Origin of the sequence: Umezawaea sp. Da 62-37 (genome assembly GCF_032460545.1) — a bacterium.
Lineage (GTDB): Bacteria > Actinomycetota > Actinomycetes > Mycobacteriales > Pseudonocardiaceae > Umezawaea.
Window position 1 is genome coordinate 4,730,109 of record NZ_CP135965.1, and the last position, 15,653, is coordinate 4,745,761.

The 15,653-nt window shown below is 70.2% G+C and carries 17 protein-coding genes; 8 read left to right on the plus strand and 9 right to left on the minus strand.

Translation table 11 applies throughout. The features are described 5' to 3' along the window. Nucleotides 1-2: 2 nt before the first annotated feature. The 7 genes from RM788_RS21235 to RM788_RS21265 all read right to left on the minus strand — a co-directional run bounded on the left by RM788_RS21235 (nucleotide 3) and on the right by RM788_RS21265 (nucleotide 7,315). Nucleotides 3-1,277, minus strand: coding sequence for a thymidine phosphorylase (locus RM788_RS21235; protein WP_315933459.1), 1,275 nt, complete (start codon nucleotides 1,275-1,277; stop codon nucleotides 3-5). Then, nucleotides 1,274-1,663 (minus strand): cytidine deaminase, encoded by a 390-nt coding sequence (locus RM788_RS21240; protein ID WP_315933460.1) that lies wholly within the window; start codon nucleotides 1,661-1,663, stop codon nucleotides 1,274-1,276. The genes RM788_RS21235 and RM788_RS21240 overlap by 4 nt, the downstream gene beginning before the upstream one ends. Beyond that, the gene (locus tag RM788_RS21245) at nucleotides 1,656-2,885 is read right to left on the minus strand and encodes an ABC transporter permease (RefSeq protein ID WP_315934700.1); all 1,230 of its coding nucleotides are present in this window, start codon (nucleotides 2,883-2,885) and stop codon (nucleotides 1,656-1,658) included. The genes RM788_RS21240 and RM788_RS21245 overlap by 8 nt, the downstream gene beginning before the upstream one ends. Before the next feature lie 20 nt (nucleotides 2,886-2,905). Next, a complete protein-coding gene (locus tag RM788_RS21250) occupies nucleotides 2,906-3,988 on the minus strand; it encodes an ABC transporter permease (protein ID WP_315933461.1) in 1,083 nt (360 codons plus the stop codon). After that, nucleotides 3,988-5,610 carry an ABC transporter ATP-binding protein gene (locus RM788_RS21255; protein WP_315933462.1) on the minus strand — a complete coding sequence of 541 codons (1,623 nt, stop codon included), beginning with the start codon at nucleotides 5,608-5,610 and terminating at the stop codon, nucleotides 3,988-3,990. Before RM788_RS21255 ends, RM788_RS21250 begins: the two co-directional genes overlap by 1 nt. Nucleotides 5,611-5,686: 76 nt before the next feature. Next, a complete protein-coding gene (locus tag RM788_RS21260; protein WP_315934701.1) occupies nucleotides 5,687-6,832 on the minus strand; it encodes a BMP family lipoprotein in 1,146 nt (381 codons plus the stop codon). Between the two features lie 135 nt (nucleotides 6,833-6,967). Then, complete coding sequence (locus RM788_RS21265) at nucleotides 6,968-7,315, minus strand: hypothetical protein (RefSeq protein WP_315933463.1); 348 nt, start codon at nucleotides 7,313-7,315, stop codon at nucleotides 6,968-6,970. 117 nt (nucleotides 7,316-7,432) lie between these two features. Between RM788_RS21265 and sdhC the strand changes: the two genes are divergently transcribed. The 7 genes from sdhC (at nucleotide 7,433) to RM788_RS21300 (ending at nucleotide 12,895) form a co-directional block, all read left to right on the plus strand. Further along, nucleotides 7,433-7,855, plus strand: coding sequence for a succinate dehydrogenase, cytochrome b556 subunit (gene sdhC, locus RM788_RS21270; RefSeq protein WP_106187266.1), 423 nt, complete (start codon nucleotides 7,433-7,435; stop codon nucleotides 7,853-7,855). Continuing rightward, on the plus strand, nucleotides 7,855-8,268 hold the full coding sequence (locus RM788_RS21275; protein ID WP_315933464.1) for a succinate dehydrogenase hydrophobic membrane anchor subunit: 414 nt from the start codon (nucleotides 7,855-7,857) through the stop codon (nucleotides 8,266-8,268). The genes sdhC and RM788_RS21275 overlap by 1 nt, the downstream gene beginning before the upstream one ends. 21 nt (nucleotides 8,269-8,289) lie before the next feature. Continuing rightward, nucleotides 8,290-10,041 carry a succinate dehydrogenase flavoprotein subunit gene (sdhA, locus tag RM788_RS21280; RefSeq protein ID WP_315933465.1) on the plus strand — a complete coding sequence of 584 codons (1,752 nt, stop codon included), beginning with the start codon at nucleotides 8,290-8,292 and terminating at the stop codon, nucleotides 10,039-10,041. Further along, complete coding sequence (locus tag RM788_RS21285) at nucleotides 10,041-10,832, plus strand: succinate dehydrogenase iron-sulfur subunit (RefSeq protein ID WP_259629303.1); 792 nt, start codon at nucleotides 10,041-10,043, stop codon at nucleotides 10,830-10,832. Before sdhA ends, RM788_RS21285 begins: the two co-directional genes overlap by 1 nt. Nucleotides 10,833-11,008: 176 nt before the next feature. Next, nucleotides 11,009-11,158 (plus strand): hypothetical protein, encoded by a 150-nt coding sequence (locus tag RM788_RS21290; protein ID WP_315933466.1) that lies wholly within the window; start codon nucleotides 11,009-11,011, stop codon nucleotides 11,156-11,158. Between the two features lie 139 nt (nucleotides 11,159-11,297). Next, nucleotides 11,298-12,215 carry a hypothetical protein gene (locus RM788_RS21295; protein WP_315933467.1) on the plus strand — a complete coding sequence of 306 codons (918 nt, stop codon included), beginning with the start codon at nucleotides 11,298-11,300 and terminating at the stop codon, nucleotides 12,213-12,215. Next, on the plus strand, nucleotides 12,143-12,895 hold the full coding sequence (locus RM788_RS21300; RefSeq protein WP_315933468.1) for a galactose-binding domain-containing protein: 753 nt from the start codon (nucleotides 12,143-12,145) through the stop codon (nucleotides 12,893-12,895). The genes RM788_RS21295 and RM788_RS21300 overlap by 73 nt, the downstream gene beginning before the upstream one ends. 73 nt (nucleotides 12,896-12,968) lie before the next feature. On the opposite strand, the gene RM788_RS21305 is transcribed toward RM788_RS21300, so the two are convergent. Then, nucleotides 12,969-14,288, minus strand: a complete 1,320-nt coding sequence (locus RM788_RS21305; RefSeq protein WP_315933469.1) for a D-alanyl-D-alanine carboxypeptidase family protein — start codon at nucleotides 14,286-14,288, stop codon at nucleotides 12,969-12,971. A gap of 60 nt (nucleotides 14,289-14,348) precedes the next feature. Here RM788_RS21305 and RM788_RS21310 point away from each other — a divergent pair, with 60 nt between their 5' ends. Continuing rightward, the gene (locus RM788_RS21310) at nucleotides 14,349-14,618 is read left to right on the plus strand and encodes an SCO4848 family membrane protein (RefSeq protein WP_315933470.1); all 270 of its coding nucleotides are present in this window, start codon (nucleotides 14,349-14,351) and stop codon (nucleotides 14,616-14,618) included. Nucleotides 14,619-14,630: 12 nt separating this feature from the next. Here the strand turns inward: RM788_RS21310 and yhjD are convergent, their stop codons facing one another. Continuing rightward, the gene (yhjD, locus tag RM788_RS21315) at nucleotides 14,631-15,650 is read right to left on the minus strand and encodes an inner membrane protein YhjD (RefSeq protein ID WP_315933471.1); all 1,020 of its coding nucleotides are present in this window, start codon (nucleotides 15,648-15,650) and stop codon (nucleotides 14,631-14,633) included. Nucleotides 15,651-15,653 lie beyond the last annotated feature (3 nt).

Sequence of the window (15,653 nt, forward strand, 5' to 3'; positions counted from 1 at the left end):
CGTCAGCCTCGGATGGTGTCGATCACCAGGGGTCCAGGGGTCACGGCGGAGTCGGCGACGGAGTAGCCGCCGTCCAGCGCCTCCAGGGCGTACGGGACGGCGTCCGGCGTGTCGGTCCGCAGCTCCAGCAGCGGCTGCCCGGCCTCCACGCGGTCGCCCGGCTTGGCCAGGCAGAGGATGCCCGCGCCCGCCTGCACCGGGTCCTCCTTGCGCGCCCGGCCCGCGCCCAGCCGCCAGGCCGCGAGGCCGACGGCGTAGGCGTCCAGCGTCGCCAGCACCCCGTCCTCGGTCGCGGTCACGACGTGCTTGTGCGCGCCGACCGGCAGCGGCGCGTCGGGATCGCCGCCCTGGGCGCGGATCATCCGCTCCCAGGTCTCGTAGGCCCTGCCGGAGGCCAGGACCTCGGCCGGGTCGGTGTCGATCCCGGCCAGGGACAGCATCTCGCGGGCCAGTGCCACGGTCAGCTCGACCACGTCGGCCGGGCCGCCGCCGCGGAGCACGTCGACGGACTCGGCGACCTCGACGGCGTTGCCGACGGCCACACCCAGCGGAACGGACATGTCGGTCAGCATGGCACTGATCCGCAGTCCGTGGTCCACACCGATGGAAACCAGCGCGGCGGCCAGTTCCCTGGCTTGCGGCAGGGTCTTCATGAACGCGCCGGAGCCGACCTTCACGTCCAGCACCAGCGCCTCGGCGCCCTCGGCGATCTTCTTGCTCATGATCGAGCTGGCGATCAGCGGCACGGCCTCGACCGTGGCCGTGACGTCGCGCAGCGCGTACAGCTTGCGGTCGGCGGGGGCCAGCCCCTCGGTCGCGGCGCAGACCACGGCCCCGACCGACGAGAGCTGGGCCGTGATCTCGTCCAGCGACAGCCGCGCGCGCCAGCCGGGGATGGACTCCAGCTTGTCGAGCGTGCCGCCGGTGTGGCCGAGGCCGCGGCCGGAGAGCTGCGGCACGGCGGCACCGCAGGCCGCGACCAGCGGGGCCAGCGGCAGGGTGATCTTGTCGCCCACGCCGCCGGTCGAGTGCTTGTCCACGGTCGGCCGGTCCACGTCGAGCGCGAGCCGGTCGCCGGACAGCACCATCGCGCGGGTCCAGCGGGCGGTCTCGGCGGACTCCATGCCGTTGAGGAAGATGGCCATGGCCAGCGCGGACATCTGCTCGTCCGCCACCGCGCCGCGGGTGTAGGCGTCGACCACCCAGTCGATCTGCTCGTCGGTGAGCCGGTGGCCGTCGCGCTTGGCGCGGATCACGTCGACTGCGCTGATGGTCACGGCAGGTCCTCCGGTCCGAACGCGTCGGGCAGCACGTCGCTCATCGGCAGCACGCCCCGCGGGGTGTCCACGAGGCAGTCGGGGCCGCCGAGCTCGTGCAGCACCTGGCGGCAACGACCGCACGGCATCAGCAGGTCACCCGTCCCGCTGCGGCACGCGACGGCCACGAACCGGCCGCCACCGGTCAGCCTGAGCTGGCCGGCCATCGTGCACTCCGCGCAGAGCGCGACGCCGTAGGCGGCGTTCTCCACGTTGCAGCCCACCACGATCCGGCCGTCGTCGCAGAGCGCGGCCGATCCGACCTGGAGACCCGAGTAGGGGCAGTAGGCGTTCCGCGCGGCCTCGACGGCCCGGTCGCGCAGGACGGCCCAGTCCACCTCAGCCACGGCGGTACACCACGCCGTCGGCCGCGGGCATCCGCAGCCGTTGCGAGGCGACGGCGAGCACGACCAGCGTCACCAGGTGCGGGGCGTACGCGGTGAGCTCGCTCGGCACCTCGTCGACGGAGTAGTAGACGCCGTAGAGCAGGCCCGCGGCGACGATCCCGGTGGCCGCGGCGAACCAGCGGCGGCGGATCAGCTGCCAGACCACGATGACCGCCAGCAGCAGCACCGCGCCGTAGATCAAGGCGAGGAACGTCTTGCCGCCGCTGCGCAGCTGGAGCCCGTCGGCGTAGCCGAACAGCGCCGCGCCGCCGAGCAGGCCGCCGGGGCGCCAGTTGCCGAAGATCATGGCCGCGAGGCCGATGAAGCCGCGGCCGTTGGTCTGGCCCTCGAGGTAGCCGGGGTTGCCGGGGTTCAGCACGAGCGCCGCGCCGCCGACGCCCGCGAGCGCGCCGGACATCACGACGGCCGCGTACTTGTAGAGGTACACGTTGACGCCGAGGGACTCCGCGGCCGACGGGTTCTCGCCGCAGGAGCGCAGGCGCAGGCCGAACGTGGTGCGCCACAGCACGAGGTAGCTGCCGATCACGAACACCACGGCCAGCATCGTCAACGGGGAGACGCCGGTGATCAGGCCGCGCAGGACGCCGGCCACGTCGGAGATGCCGACGCGCTGGTCGGCTTCCAGGGTGCCGAGCCAGTCCGACAGCCCGCCCGCCGAGTAGGTGTCGAACTTCGGCACCGCCGGTGATTCGCGCGGGTTGCGCGAGACCGGGAAGAACAGCAACGTCGAGAGGTACTTGGTGAGGCCTGCGCCGAGCAGGTTGATCGCCACACCGGAGACGATGTGGTTGACGCCGAACGTGACCGTCGCGATCGCGTGCAGCAGGCCGCCGAGCGCGCCGAACAGGGCGGCGGCGATCAGCGCGGCCCACGGGCCCCACTGGTAGCCCGCCCAGGCCGCGCCCCACGTGCCCATGATCATCATGCCTTCGAGGCCGATGTTGACCACGCCGGCGCGTTCCGCCCACAGGCCGCCGAGACCCGCGAGCAGGATCGGCAGCGCGAGCCGGACGGCGGTCTGGACGGTGCCGGTGGACGTCAGCTGCGGGACGCCGGTCAGGTAGGACGTGGTGGACAGCAGCGCGATCGCGCCCGCCATCGCGATCATGCCCAGCGCCCAGCCGGGGAGCTTCCGCTTCCGCCGCGGCGGGACCGCCGTCATCGGGACTTCGACCAGCGCGGTCACGCGGCACCTCCCACGGGCTCGGCGGTGCCGAGCTGTCGACCGACGCGCCGTTGCTCGGCGGCCAGTTCGTAGCGGCGGACGACCTCGTAGGCGACCACGACGGACAGCACGATCGCACCCTGCATGATCGTCACGATCTCCCTCGACACGCCCACGTTGTCCAACGCGAGCCCCGACTTGTCCAGGAACGCCCACAGCAGCGCGCCCAGCGCGATGCCACCGGGGTGGTTGCGGCCGAGCAGCGCGACGGCGATGCCGGAGAACCCGATACCCGCCGGGAAGTTCAGGTTGTAGGTGTGGTCGCGGCCGAGGATCTCCGGCATCGAGACCAGACCCGCGATGGCCCCGGAGAGCAGCATCGCGACCAGGATCATCTTCTTGGCGCTCACGCCGCCCGCCGCGGCCGCCGTGGACGACTCGCCCGACGCCCGCAGCTCGAAGCCGAAGCGGGTGCGGTTCATCATCACCCAGTAGCCGATGCCCAGCGCCGCCGCCAGGAACACCAGGCCGAACACCGTGCCCGACGAGCCGAGCGGGATGCCGGGGACCCAGCCGGACGACGGGATCTCCGGGGTGCGGATGTTGTTGCCCCGCAGCTCGCCGAAGACGTCGGCGCGGATCAGGTACGCGGCCAGGCCGAGCGCCAGGCCGTTCATCATGATCGTGGAGATGACCTCGTTGACGCCGCGGGTCACCTTGAGGATCGCCGGGATCGCGGCCCACAGCGCGCCCGTGACGGCGGCGACCAGGATGATCGCCAGCGCGTGGATGCCGGGTGGCAGGGCGACCGAGCCGCCGAACACGGCCGCGACGACCGCCGCGACCCGGTACTGGCCCTCGACGCCGATGTTGAACAGGTTCATCTGGAACCCGATCGCCACCGCGAGCGCGGCGATGTAGTACACGCCGGTGCTGTTCACGATGTCGACCGCGGTCGTGCCATCGCCGACCTGCGACACCATCGCGCCGAACGCGGTCAGGGGGTTCGCCCCCGAGATGACCAGTGCGATCCCGCAGAGCAGTGCGGAGAACAGGATCGCCAGGGCGGGAGGGAGCAGGTTGCCGCGCAGCTTGCCCATCAGCGCTCGCCTTCCTCGTCGACGGGGGTGTCGAGCGCCGCTACCGCGTCGCTGGTGCTGCCGGCGCCCGTCATCGCGCTGCCCAGGTCCTCCGGCGTGACGGTGTTGGGGTCCGCGTCGGCGACGAGCCTGCCGCGCAGCATGACCTTGATGGTGTCGGACAGGCCGATCAGCTCGTCCAGGTCGGCCGAGATCAGCAGCACGGCCAGTCCCGCGACCCGCGCGCGCTTGATCTCGTCCCAGATCAGCGCCTGCGCGCCGACGTCCACGCCGCGGGTCGGGTGCGACGCGATGAGCAGCACCGGGTCGCCCGACAGCTCGCGGCCGATGACCAACTTCTGCTGGTTGCCGCCGGACAGCGCGGCCGCGGCCACGTCGATGCCCGGCGTGCGGACGTCGAACTCCTCGACGATGCGCTGGGTGTCCTGCTTGGCGCCGGCGATGTCGAGCCAGGCGCCCTTCGCGGTGGGTCTGCGGGTCTGGTAGCCCAGGATCCTGTTGGCCCACAGCGGTTGCGTGAGCAGCAGGCCCTGGCGGTGGCGGTCCTCGGGGATGTACCCGATGCCCGCCTCGCGCCGGGCGAGCGTGCCCAGCTTCACGAGGTCCTTGGCGTTGCCCTCGGTGTCGACGAGCACGACGTGCCCGGACGACGCCTTCCGCATGCCCATGATCGTCTCGACCAGTTCGGTCTGGCCGTTGCCCTCGACGCCCGCGATGCCGACGACCTCGCCGGAGCGGACGACCAGGTCGATGCCGTCGAGCACCGGCCGGGTGCCCTCCTGCGCCACCAGCGACAGGCCCTCCACGCGGAGGACCTCGCGGTCGGTGACGGTGGACTCCCTGGTCTCCGGGCTGGGCAGCTCGCTGCCGACCATCATCTCCGCGAGCTGCCGGGAGCTGACCGCCTTCGGGTCGGCGGTGCCGACCGTCGTGCCGCGGCGGATGACCGTCACGGAGTCGGCGATCGCGCGCACCTCGTCCAGCTTGTGCGAGATGAACAGGAACGTGAAGCCCTGCTCCTGCATACCGCGCAGGGTGGCGAACAGCTCGTCCACCTCCTGCGGCACGAGCACCGCGGTCGGCTCGTCGAGGATGATCACCTTGGCGCCCCGGTAGAGCACCTTGAGGATCTCCACGCGCTGCCGGTCCGCGACGCCGAGCCGTTCCACCAGCACGCCGGGGTCGACGCTCAGGCCGGTCCCGCCCGAGAGCTCGATGATCCGCTTGCGCGCCTTGCCCCCGATGCCGTGCAGCGCCTCGGCGCCGAGCACGACGTTCTCCTGCACGGTCAGGTTGTCGGCCAGCATGAAGTGCTGGTGCACCATGCCGATCCCGGCCCTGATCGCGTCGGCGGGGGTTCTGAAGTGGACGCGTTCGCCCGCCACCTCGATGGTGCCCTCGTCGGGTTGCTGCATCCCGTAGAGGATCTTCATCAGGGTGGACTTGCCCGCGCCGTTCTCACCGCACAGGGCATGGACTTCGCCGACCCGAACGCTCAGGTGGACGTCGCTGTTGGCGACGACGCCCGGAAAGCGCTTGGTGATGCCGGACAGCACGACGGCGGGCGGGCCTTCGGGGTCACCGATGGCCGCTGGCAGGTCGGCGGAGGTGGAACTGCTCATCGTTGAAAACTCCCATTACGACGTGCTGGGCCCCACGAGACGCGCTCGCGGGGCCCAGCACGACCGGCAGTCTGACTCAGCTGCTCGGCTTGTCCGAGACCGTGATCTTGCCCGCGATGATCTGGGCCTTGTAGCCCTCGAGGACGGCGGCCAGGTCGGCGTCGATCTTGCCGCCGGAGGTGGAGTAGCCGACGCCGTCGACCTTGAGGTCGAACACCTTCGGCAGGCTCGCCAGGTCGTTCTTCGCGACGGCCCGGACGAAGTCGAAGACGGCCACGTCGACGCGCTTGAGCATCGACGAGACGATCACGTCCTTGGACTCCGCGACCGTGGGCTGGTTGTACTGGTCGGAGTCGACGCCGATGGCCTTGGCGTTGCCGGCCTTGGCAGCGGCGAAGACGCCCTTGCCCGAGGCGCCCGCGGCCTGGTAGAGCACGTCGGCACCGGCCTCGACCTGGCCCTGGCCCACGACCTGGCCCTTGGCCGGGTCCTGGAACCCGGTGAAGTCACCGGCCGGGGTGAGGTACTTCTTCTCCAGCTTGATGTCCGGGGCGGCGGCCTTGGCGCCCTGCGCGTAGCCCGCCTCGAACTTCTGGATCAGCGGGATGTCCACACCGCCGACGAAGCCGACGTGGCAGGCCTTGCTCTGGTACGCGGCGATGACGCCGACGAGGAAGGAGCCCTGCTCCTCCGCGAACACCAGCGGGGTCACGTTGGTGGCGCCTTCCACGGCACCGTCCACGATCGCGAACTTGACGTCCGGGAACTGCGGCGCGACGACCTTCAGCGACTCGGCGTAGGCGAAGCCCACGGTCAAGATCGGGTTGTAGCCCTCGGTCGCGAGCTGGCGCAGACGGGTCTGCTTGGCGTCCTCGGCCTCGTTGGGGGCCGCGGTCAGCTCCTTGACGGCGTCGGCCTTGAGGCCCAGGTCCGTCTTGGCCTTGTCGAGACCGGCGGCGGCGGAGTCGTTGAACGACGCGTCGCCACGGCCACCGATGTCGTAGGCCAGGCCGACCTTGAGGGCGCTGCCGTCCACCTTGTCGGCGTCACCGGCGGTGCTGCTGCTCGCGGCGGCGGCCGGAGGCTTGTCGGCCAGCTTGCAGCCACTGGTGGCGGTTCCGCTGGAACCCGCGTTGGTGCTGGTGCCGCCAGAGTCCTTGGCACACGCTGCCATCGACATGACGCTGGTCAGCGCGATCGCGGCAACCGCGATGCCCCGCATACGACGACGCACGGCTACGTCTCCCTCCCTGCTCACTGAGCAGACATTTCCCGACAACGACGCCGTCGGGCCTTCCGAGTGGCGAACCGTACCCCCTGGTAACGGCCATCGGACGTACGCCGGCTCGCACGTGACCTAATCGTTGATGCGATCGACATCGTTCGCCACTCGACGTGACGCGGTGGTGTCGGGGCGTGGCCGGGAAGCGTCCGGATCGGGGTTTCCGGACACTTCCGGGGTGTCATCTGTGGAAATCCCGACGAGCCGGAACCGCCCGTCGCGGGCGTCCTCGGCGGCATGGGCGGCGGGTGGTCCGCCGCGGCCGGGGTCCGACGGGACTTCGGCCCTCCGTCCTTTTCGGCCTCGGACGGAGACCCTTTCGTGACGTGCGCGACGCGGCGGATCGATCCAGGTCACCCAGAAGAACGACTGCGTGTTCCATCGATCACAGAGCGGGTCCGGCCGTTGGGTCTGTTCGCTCACGCGGGGCTAGCATCCGATGGTCGAGGTCTTCCTCAAGCAGTTGAGCACTAGCCGGCGGGAATTCGCGATCGCCGCACTAGGGACCTGTCCCACCACTGACGTTGGAGGCCGCAGCGCATGGCCAGTACCACCGCGACCGAGCGGGAAGGCACCTCCCGCGGGGGCGGCACGCTGTACCGCGGCGATCTGGGCATGTGGTCTTGGGTCGCCCATCGCATCACCGGCGTCCTGACCTTCTTCTTCCTCTTCGCCCACGTGATCGACACCGCGCTGGTGCGCGTGTCGCCGCAGACGTACGACAGCGTGATCGAGGTCTACAAGAACCCGGTCGTCAACCTGATGGAACTCGGGCTCGTCGGCGCGGTGCTGTTCCACGCGCTCAACGGCATCCGCATCATGCTGGTCGACTTCTGGGAGAAGGGCCCGCGCTTCCAGCGCGCCATGCTCTGGACCACGCTGGCCGTCTGGGTAGTCGTGATGGTGCCCGGCGCCTACTTCATGCTCGAGCGGACCCTGTCCGACCTGTTCGGGGGCAAGTGATGACGAACGCACTCGGTCTGGCCAGGCCCCGCGCCCCGCGCAGGCCCGCCGCCCGCCGCAGCAACTTCGAGCTGTACAGCTGGCTGTTCATGCGCATCTCCGGCATGGCGCTGGTCGTGCTCGTGCTCGGCCACCTGTTCATCATGAACATCCTCGACGGCGGTGTGCACCGCATCAACTTCGGTTTCGTCGCGGGTCGCTGGGCATCGCCGTTCTGGCAGATGTGGGACCTGTCGATGCTGTGGCTGGCCCAGATCCACGGCGGCAACGGCCTCCGCACGGTGATCAACGACTACGCCCGCAAGGACACCACCCGGTTCTGGCTGAAGATCCTGCTCTACGTCTCGATGGTGCTGATCGTTTCCCTCGGCACGTTCGTGATCTTCACCTTCGACCCGAACATCACCGACTGAACCGCTGCGGGAGAACGTGAAATGCAGTTCCACAAGTACGACGTAGTGATCATCGGTGCGGGTGGCGCGGGTATGCGCGCGGCGATCGAGTCCGGCCAGCGCGCCCGCACCGCGGTGCTGACCAAGCTGTACCCGACCCGGTCGCACACCGGCGCGGCGCAGGGCGGCATGTGCGCCGCGCTGGCCAACGTCGAGGAGGACAACTGGGAGTGGCACACCTTCGACACGATCAAGGGCGGTGACTACCTGGTCGACCAGGACGCCGCCGAGATCATGGCGAAGGAGGCCATCGACGCGGTCCTCGACCTGGAGAAGATGGGCCTTCCGTTCAACCGGACGCCCGAGGGCAAGATCGACCAGCGGCGCTTCGGCGGGCACACCCGCAACCACGGCGAGGCCGCCGTGCGCCGGGCCTGCTACGCGGCCGACCGCACCGGTCACATGATCCTCCAGACCCTGTACCAGAACTGCGTCAAGCACGGCATCGAGTTCTTCAACGAGTTCTACGTGCTCGACATCTGCATGACCGAGACGGCCGACGGCCCGGTGTGCACCGGCGCGGTGGCCTACGAGCTGGCGACCGGCGAGATCCACGTGTTCCACGCCAAGTCCGTCATCTTCGCGACCGGCGGTTTCGGCAAGGTCTTCAAGACCACCTCGAACGCGCACACCCTGACCGGCGACGGCATGGGCATCGTGTTCCGCAAGGGCCTGCCGCTGGAGGACATGGAGTTCTACCAGTTCCACCCGACCGGCCTGGCGGGCCTGGGCATCCTGCTCACCGAGGGCGCCCGCGGCGAGGGCGCGATCCTGCGCAACGCCGACGGCGAGCGGTTCATGGAGCGGTACGCGCCGACCATCAAGGACCTGGCGCCGCGCGACATCGTCGCCCGCTCGATGGCGCTGGAGGTGCTGGAGGGGCGCGGCGCGGGCCCGAACAAGGACTACGTGCTGCTGGACTGCACGCACCTCGGCGCCGAGGTGCTGGAGTCGAAGCTCCCGGACATCACCGAGTTCGCCCGCACCTACCTCGCGGTCGACCCGGTGACCGAGCCGGTCCCGGTGTACCCGACGGCGCACTACGCCATGGGCGGCATCCCGACCAACATCCACGGGGAAGTGCTGCGGGACAACGACCACGTCGTCCCCGGCCTGTACGCGGCGGGCGAGTGCGCGTGCGTCTCGGTGCACGGCGCCAACCGCCTCGGCACGAACTCCCTGCTGGACATCAACGTGTTCGGCCGTCGCGCGGGCATCGCCGCCGCCGAGTACGCGCTGGCGCACGACCACGTCGACCTGCCGGAGAGCCCCGCCGCCGTGGTCGAGGCGCAGGTCGCGCTGGTGCTGTCCGAGCACGGCCACGAGCGGGTCGCGGACATCCGGATCGCGTTGCAGGCCACCATGGACGCCAACGCCTCGGTGTACCGCACGGAGGACACGCTGAAGCAGGCCCTGCACGACGTGCAGTCGCTCAAGGAGCGCTACGCGCGGATCACCGTGCAGGACAAGGGCAAGCGGTTCAACACGGACCTGCTGGAGGCCGTGGAGCTGGGCTTCCTGCTGGAACTGGCCGAGGTGCTGGTCGTGGGCGCGCTGGCGCGGAAGGAATCGCGCGGCGGTCACGCCCGCGAGGACTACCCGACCCGCGACGACACGAACTTCATGCGCCACAGCATGTACTACAAGCAGGGTGAGGCGCTCAGCTCCGACATCCGGCTTGACTACAAGCCCGTGACCTTTACCCGGTACCAGCCGATGGAGCGCAAGTACTGATGACCGCCTCTACTGCTGAACAGACTTCCGCCTCGGGCTCGAAGGGCTCCGAGCCGCCGGTCCCCGAGGGCGCGATCACGGTGACCGTCAAGATCCGCCGGTTCAACACGGAGTTCGACGACGAGCCGCGCTGGGACTCCTTCGAGATCCCGGCCCTGCCGTCGGACCGCGTGCTGAACCTGCTGCACTACGTGAAGTGGTACCTGGACGGCACCCTCACGTTCCGCCGGTCCTGCGCGCACGGCATCTGCGGCTCGGACGCGATGCGCATCAACGGCGTGAACCGGTTGGCGTGCAAGGTGTTGCTGAAGGACCTGCTGTCCGCGGGCGGCAAGCCGACCACGATCACCATCGAGCCCATCAAGGGGCTGCCGGTCCACAAGGACCTGCTGGTCGACATGGAGCCGTTCTTCGAGGCGTTCCGCGCGGTCCAGCCGTACCTGATCAACTACTCCCCCGAGCCCACGCGGGAGCGGCTGCAGTCGGCGGCGGACCGCGAGCGGTTCGACGACACCACCAAGTGCATCCTGTGCGCGTGCTGCACGACCTCGTGCCCGGTGTACTGGTCGGACGGCTCGTACTTCGGGCCCGCCGCGATCGTCAACGCGCACCGGTTCATCTTCGACAGCCGCGACGAGGGCGCCGAGGAGCGGCTCGACATCCTCAGCGACAAGGAAGGCGTGTGGCGCTGCCGCACCACCTTCAACTGCACCGACGCGTGCCCGCGCGGCATCCAGGTCACCAAGGCGATCCAGGAGGTCAAGCGCGCGCTGCTGTTCAAGCGCGTCTGATCCTCCTGGCCCGATCCTCCAGGTAAGGCGAAGCCCCCGTCCGGACGTCCCGGACGGGGGCTTCGTCGTGCGCGGGGAGGTACCGGGCATCCCCAGAAATCTGGGATGTCGACCCGCGCAAAATCCTCGTTAAGTTGAGCCGAACTCACATCAGGGCTCTTCACGGGGGGCGGGACATGCGATTGCCGGTGCACGACGAAACCCAGTGGCCGCAACCGTTCCCGCCGCCCGCCGTCGACCTGGACCCGGCCGCCGGTGGCGCGGTCGAGCGCACCCGCGGCTCCACCGGACCCATGGCTCCCGTCGACCGCGGTCGCCGGTCCTGAGCCCGCGCGGGTCGACGCCCGAGGCGCGCTGACCGCGCCGCTCCGCCACCTCCCCCTTGCCCGGAGCGCGATCCCCGCGTTCCGCAAGCGCTTGCCGCCCCCATGCGGAAAGCGCTTCCTCACCCTGCGAAGGGAACCGATGAACCAGTCATCCCGCGTGCCCGGCCGGAGGGGGATCGCCGCGCTGCTCGGCGCGCTGCTCCTCTGCTCCACCATCACCGGCCAGGCATCCGCCGCCGCCCCGGAGAAGGACTCCACCACCGCCCCGTCGGCACCGACGGCCAACTCCTCCGTGCCCACCAACGACGAAGTCCTGATCTCGCAACGGATGCAGGCCCTGGTCGCGCCGGTGCTCGGGATCGCGGCCGACAGCCACGTCCGGGCGCTGGTGCGCAACATCGCCTCCAGGCAGACCGGCGGCGACACCACCGCCCTGCTGCTGACCGTGGCGCAGGAAGCCGAGGAGTCCGGGATCGTCGGCACCTCCGACCCCGCGTGGGTCGCGTTCAAGAACGCGCTGCCCTCGTTGGGGATCGTCAACGGCTACACCTACTTCCCGCAGATCTACATCCCCAACCTGGACGAGGGCGTGCCGACCGGCAGCACGGTCGTGGTCGCCGTGGCACCCGCCGACGAGACCGCGGCGAGCACGGCGGGCTACGTGCTCAACGCCTCCGGGCAGGTGCAGAACACGACGGTGCCGGTCACCGAGGCGCTCGTGGTCACGCAGGAGGTGTGGGTGCTGTCGGTCGACAAACCCGACCAGGACGGCGGGGGCGGCAGCAGCTCACTACCGGCGCTGCAGGCCAAGCCCGCCGACGAGGGGTTCGGGGCCACCGCGACGTGCAACCCGACCGGCGTGCGCAACGACAAGGGCCAGGAGTACCTCCAGCAGTGGCGGATCAAGGACAGGAGTTCTTTCGGCAACCTGTTCGAGGGCAAGCGCGAGATGCGCGCGCTGGTGATCACCTCGGCCGGGCGACCATGCGGACGATCGTGTTCCCCGGCGTCAAGAAGAAGAACGTCGAGTCCTGGCAGAACTCGCAGCTGTTCGTGACGACGTGGGACAAGGCCGCATGGGGCGAGGTGCTGGCCTACCAGTGGTATGAGGCCGACGGCGGGCCCGAGGTCTCCATCGGGGTGAAGATCCCGATCTTCGGGGCCGAGATCAACGCCACCGTCAAGTGGCAGAAGAACGACGACAACGCGGGCAACGCCGTGGTCGTGTTCAACGAGCCCACCAGCACGCCGTACAGCACCGGGTCCGTCGAGTTCAACGTGTGCACCCAGGGCGGCGAGGGCGGGACGGGCAACGACGACCTCGCCTGCGGTTCCACCGCCACCGCGTCCAGCACCTTCACCGGGTACTCGGCGTCCAGGGTGAACGACTGCAAGCGCGACACGACCCTGGGCGCGGCGTTCAGCTGGGCCAACGCCTCGGGCACCTACCCGCCCACCACCCCCGAGTGGGTGCAGGTCGACTTCGCGGTCACCAAGACGGTGCGGCGGGCGGTGGTCTACACGACCGCGAGCTACCCGATCCGCGACTTCGACGTCCAGGTGTGGAACGGGGTCACGTACGTGGCGGTGGCTTCGGTCCGGGGCAACACCAGCCCCAGCGCCACCGTGACGTTCGCCGCCCGCTCCACCCGGCTGGTCAGGGTGCTGGCCCACAGCGGCCCCACCAACCAACCGGGGTTCGTGCGGGTGAACGAGCTGGAGGTCTACGCGACCTGAGCCGACCGCTGGGGTGATCGACGGAGAGGCCCCCACCCGGACGTCCGGGTGGGGGCCTCTCCGCGCACTGCGGCTACAGCCCGAGCTTCGCCAGCTTCTCCTGCTGCTCCGCGTCACGGCGGGCGCGGGCGGCCCTGGCGCGCTTGGACCGGATGTACATCAGCAGCCCCAGCAGGAGACCCAGACCGGCGACGGCCGTGATCGGCAGCCCGACGGTGCCGAACGCCGCCTCCATCGCGGTCTTCTCGCCCTGCGCCCTGGTGGACGCGGTCCCGTTGGGCACGTCCGGCGAACTGGTCTCCGTCGGCTTCAACTCGGTGGTCTTCTTCTTCGCCTGCGGCGCCCCGTCGACGAGCTTTCCGACGTTGTCCGTCCCCTGGAGCGCGAACCCGTAGTCGAGCAGCGCGGTCGCCTGGTCGGTGATCGGCACCGGCTGCTGCTGCCCGCGCAGCAACGCGACCACCAGCCGCTTCCCGTTGCGCTCCGCGGCGCCCACGTACGTGTGCAGCGCGTCGTCGGTGAACCCGGTGCGCCCGCCCAGCATCCCGTTGTACGCGCTGAGCAGCTCGTTGTCGTTCACCACCGGCACCGTCCCCCGGCCGCCGGGCGCGGGGAAGTCGATCTGCGGGGTCTGGATCGCCTTGGCGAAGTCCGGGTACTTCATGGCCGCGCGGAAGATCACCGCGACGTCGTAGGCCGAGGTGCTCGTGCCGGGAGCGTCCAGGCCGGACGGGGTGATGGCGCGGGTGTCCAGCGCGCCCAGCTCGGCGGCCAGCGCGTTCATCTTGCGGACCGCGCTGGGCACGCCGCCCAGCCGCCGCGCGAGCGCGTGCGCCACGTCGTTGCCCGACGCCATCAGCAGCGCCTGCATGAGCTGCTCGACGGTGTACTCGCCGCCGTTGCGCAGGCCGACGCAGTAGCACTCCTGGTCCAGGTCCTCCTGCGTCGCGACGACCGTCGTGTTCAGCGGCAGCTCCTTGGCCACCACCACGGCCAGCAGCACCTTCATCACCGACGCGGGCCGCTGCCTGCCGTGCGGGTCGAACGAGGCCAGCACCGCGCCGCTGTCCATGTCCGCCAGCACCCAGCTCGCGGCGGTCAGGTCGTCGGGCAGCGGTCGGGCGTTCGCCGGCAGCACCAGGCCGCACTCGGCGAGGCGGTCCCCGCCGACGGGCACCTCGGGGACGGGCAGCGGGCTCGGCGGCTTCGTGCCGTCCGGGACCTGCTCCGACGTGTCGACCGGAGGCGGTGGGCTGAGGCGGTTGTCGCACGCTGGCGCCTGCGTCCCGGCCGACTGCGCGGTGCCGATCGGCGCGGCCAGAACCGCGGTGGCCATCAGCGTGCACGCGGTCAGAACCAGGGCTATGGCGGGCCGTCGAACGGTGGAAGGCACCCGACCAGGCTATCCACCCCGGTTGAGTGACTTGCACCCACCACGTCGGATACTGCCCGTGTGAAGCTGACCCGTGCGATGTCGCTGTTCCTGGTCGCCTTCGGGGTGTGGTCGTGGGTGATCTGGCCGACCTTCCTGCGCAACATCTGGAAGGACCCGCGTTCCTGGGACGACGGCGCGACCGCGTTCTTCACCGTGCACCTGGTGCTGGTCGTGGCGTCGCTCGCGTTCGGCACCGTGATCGGCGTGCTGGGCCTGCGCGGGCTGCTGGCCCTGCGCAGGCGACCCACCACCACGTCCGGAGACCGGTCCACGTCGGGACCGGAGTGAAGCCGCCCGTGCTCAGCGCGGCGATCGCGGTTTTCTGGTCCTGAAGGCCAGCCCCGCCAGCAGTCCCGCGCCGACCAGGCCCGCGGCGGCGCGGGGCGTGGGACCGGAGCGCACCTCGACCAGCGGCCGGATGACGGCGGGCGGCGGGGCGGGGACCTGCTCCTTCGGCAGGTTGTCCCGCGCGGTCGCCGTCCAGGCCGTGATGAACAGCAGGAACTGCGCCACCAGGTTCGCGAACACCAGCACACCGATGACCGGGCCGAACGCCGCGCCCGCCGGGGAACTGGTGACGGTGGACAGGTAGTAGGTGCCGACCTGCTTGATGAGTTCGAAGCCGACCGACGCGGCCAGCGCGCCGCGGAAGGCGCTGCGCCACGTCACCGGGTCGCGCGGCAGCTTCGCCAGGACCCACAGGAACACCAGCCAGTTCGCCGCCAGCGCCAGGACGATCGTGCCGACCTTCAGCAGCGCCTCGGCCCACCCGACGCCGTCCAGTCCGACCAGCCGCAGCAGCAGGTTCGCGAACCCGGAGCCCGCGGCCGTGAGGCCGAACGACACGATCAGCGCCGCGCCGAGGCCCAGCAGCGACAGGAAGTCCTTCAGGTACGTCTTGAGGAACGGCAGGTCCGCCTTCGGGCGCCCCCACTGCGCGGTGAGCGCGTCGCGCAGGTTCCCCATCCAGCCGAGACCGGAGTAGGCCGCGCCGAGCAGGCCGAGGATGCCGACGGTGCCCTTGGAGTCGATGGCCTGCTTGACGACCATGTTGATCGTGTCGCCCAGCGCGCCCGGCACCGCGTCGGCGATGCTGGCCTTGAGCTGGTCGAGCAGGTCAGGCTGCGAGGACAGCACGATGCCCGCGATGGCGAACCCGATCATGAGGATCGGCACCAGCGAGAGCACGCTGAAGTACGTCACGGCGGCGGCGTAGTGCGAACCGTAACTCTGCGTGTACCTGTCGGCCGCGCGCATGATGTGGTCGAACCACGCGTGCTCACGTCGGAATTTGTCCAGTTTCGATTCGCTTTCCGCCACGGA

Excerpts from the sequence above, each read along its gene's own strand:
- RM788_RS21245 (WP_315934700.1), bottom strand. The coding sequence starts at position 2,885 with ATGACGGCGGTCCCGCCGCGGCGGAAGCGGAAGCTCCCCGGCTGGGCG.
- RM788_RS21250 (WP_315933461.1), bottom strand. The coding sequence starts at position 3,988 with ATGGGCAAGCTGCGCGGCAACCTGCTCCCTCCCGCCCTGGCGATCCTG.
- RM788_RS21255 (WP_315933462.1), bottom strand. The coding sequence starts at position 5,610 with ATGAGCAGTTCCACCTCCGCCGACCTGCCAGCGGCCATCGGTGACCCC.
- RM788_RS21260 (WP_315934701.1), bottom strand. The coding sequence starts at position 6,832 with ATGCGGGGCATCGCGGTTGCCGCGATCGCGCTGACCAGCGTCATGTCG.
- sdhC (WP_106187266.1), top strand. The coding sequence starts at position 7,433 with ATGGCCAGTACCACCGCGACCGAGCGGGAAGGCACCTCCCGCGGGGGC.
- RM788_RS21275 (WP_315933464.1), top strand. The coding sequence starts at position 7,855 with ATGACGAACGCACTCGGTCTGGCCAGGCCCCGCGCCCCGCGCAGGCCC.
- sdhA (WP_315933465.1), top strand. The coding sequence starts at position 8,290 with ATGCAGTTCCACAAGTACGACGTAGTGATCATCGGTGCGGGTGGCGCG.
- RM788_RS21285 (WP_259629303.1), top strand. The coding sequence starts at position 10,041 with ATGACCGCCTCTACTGCTGAACAGACTTCCGCCTCGGGCTCGAAGGGC.
- RM788_RS21290 (WP_315933466.1), top strand. The coding sequence starts at position 11,009 with ATGCGATTGCCGGTGCACGACGAAACCCAGTGGCCGCAACCGTTCCCG.
- RM788_RS21295 (WP_315933467.1), top strand. The coding sequence starts at position 11,298 with ATGAACCAGTCATCCCGCGTGCCCGGCCGGAGGGGGATCGCCGCGCTG.
- RM788_RS21300 (WP_315933468.1), top strand. The coding sequence starts at position 12,143 with ATGCGGACGATCGTGTTCCCCGGCGTCAAGAAGAAGAACGTCGAGTCC.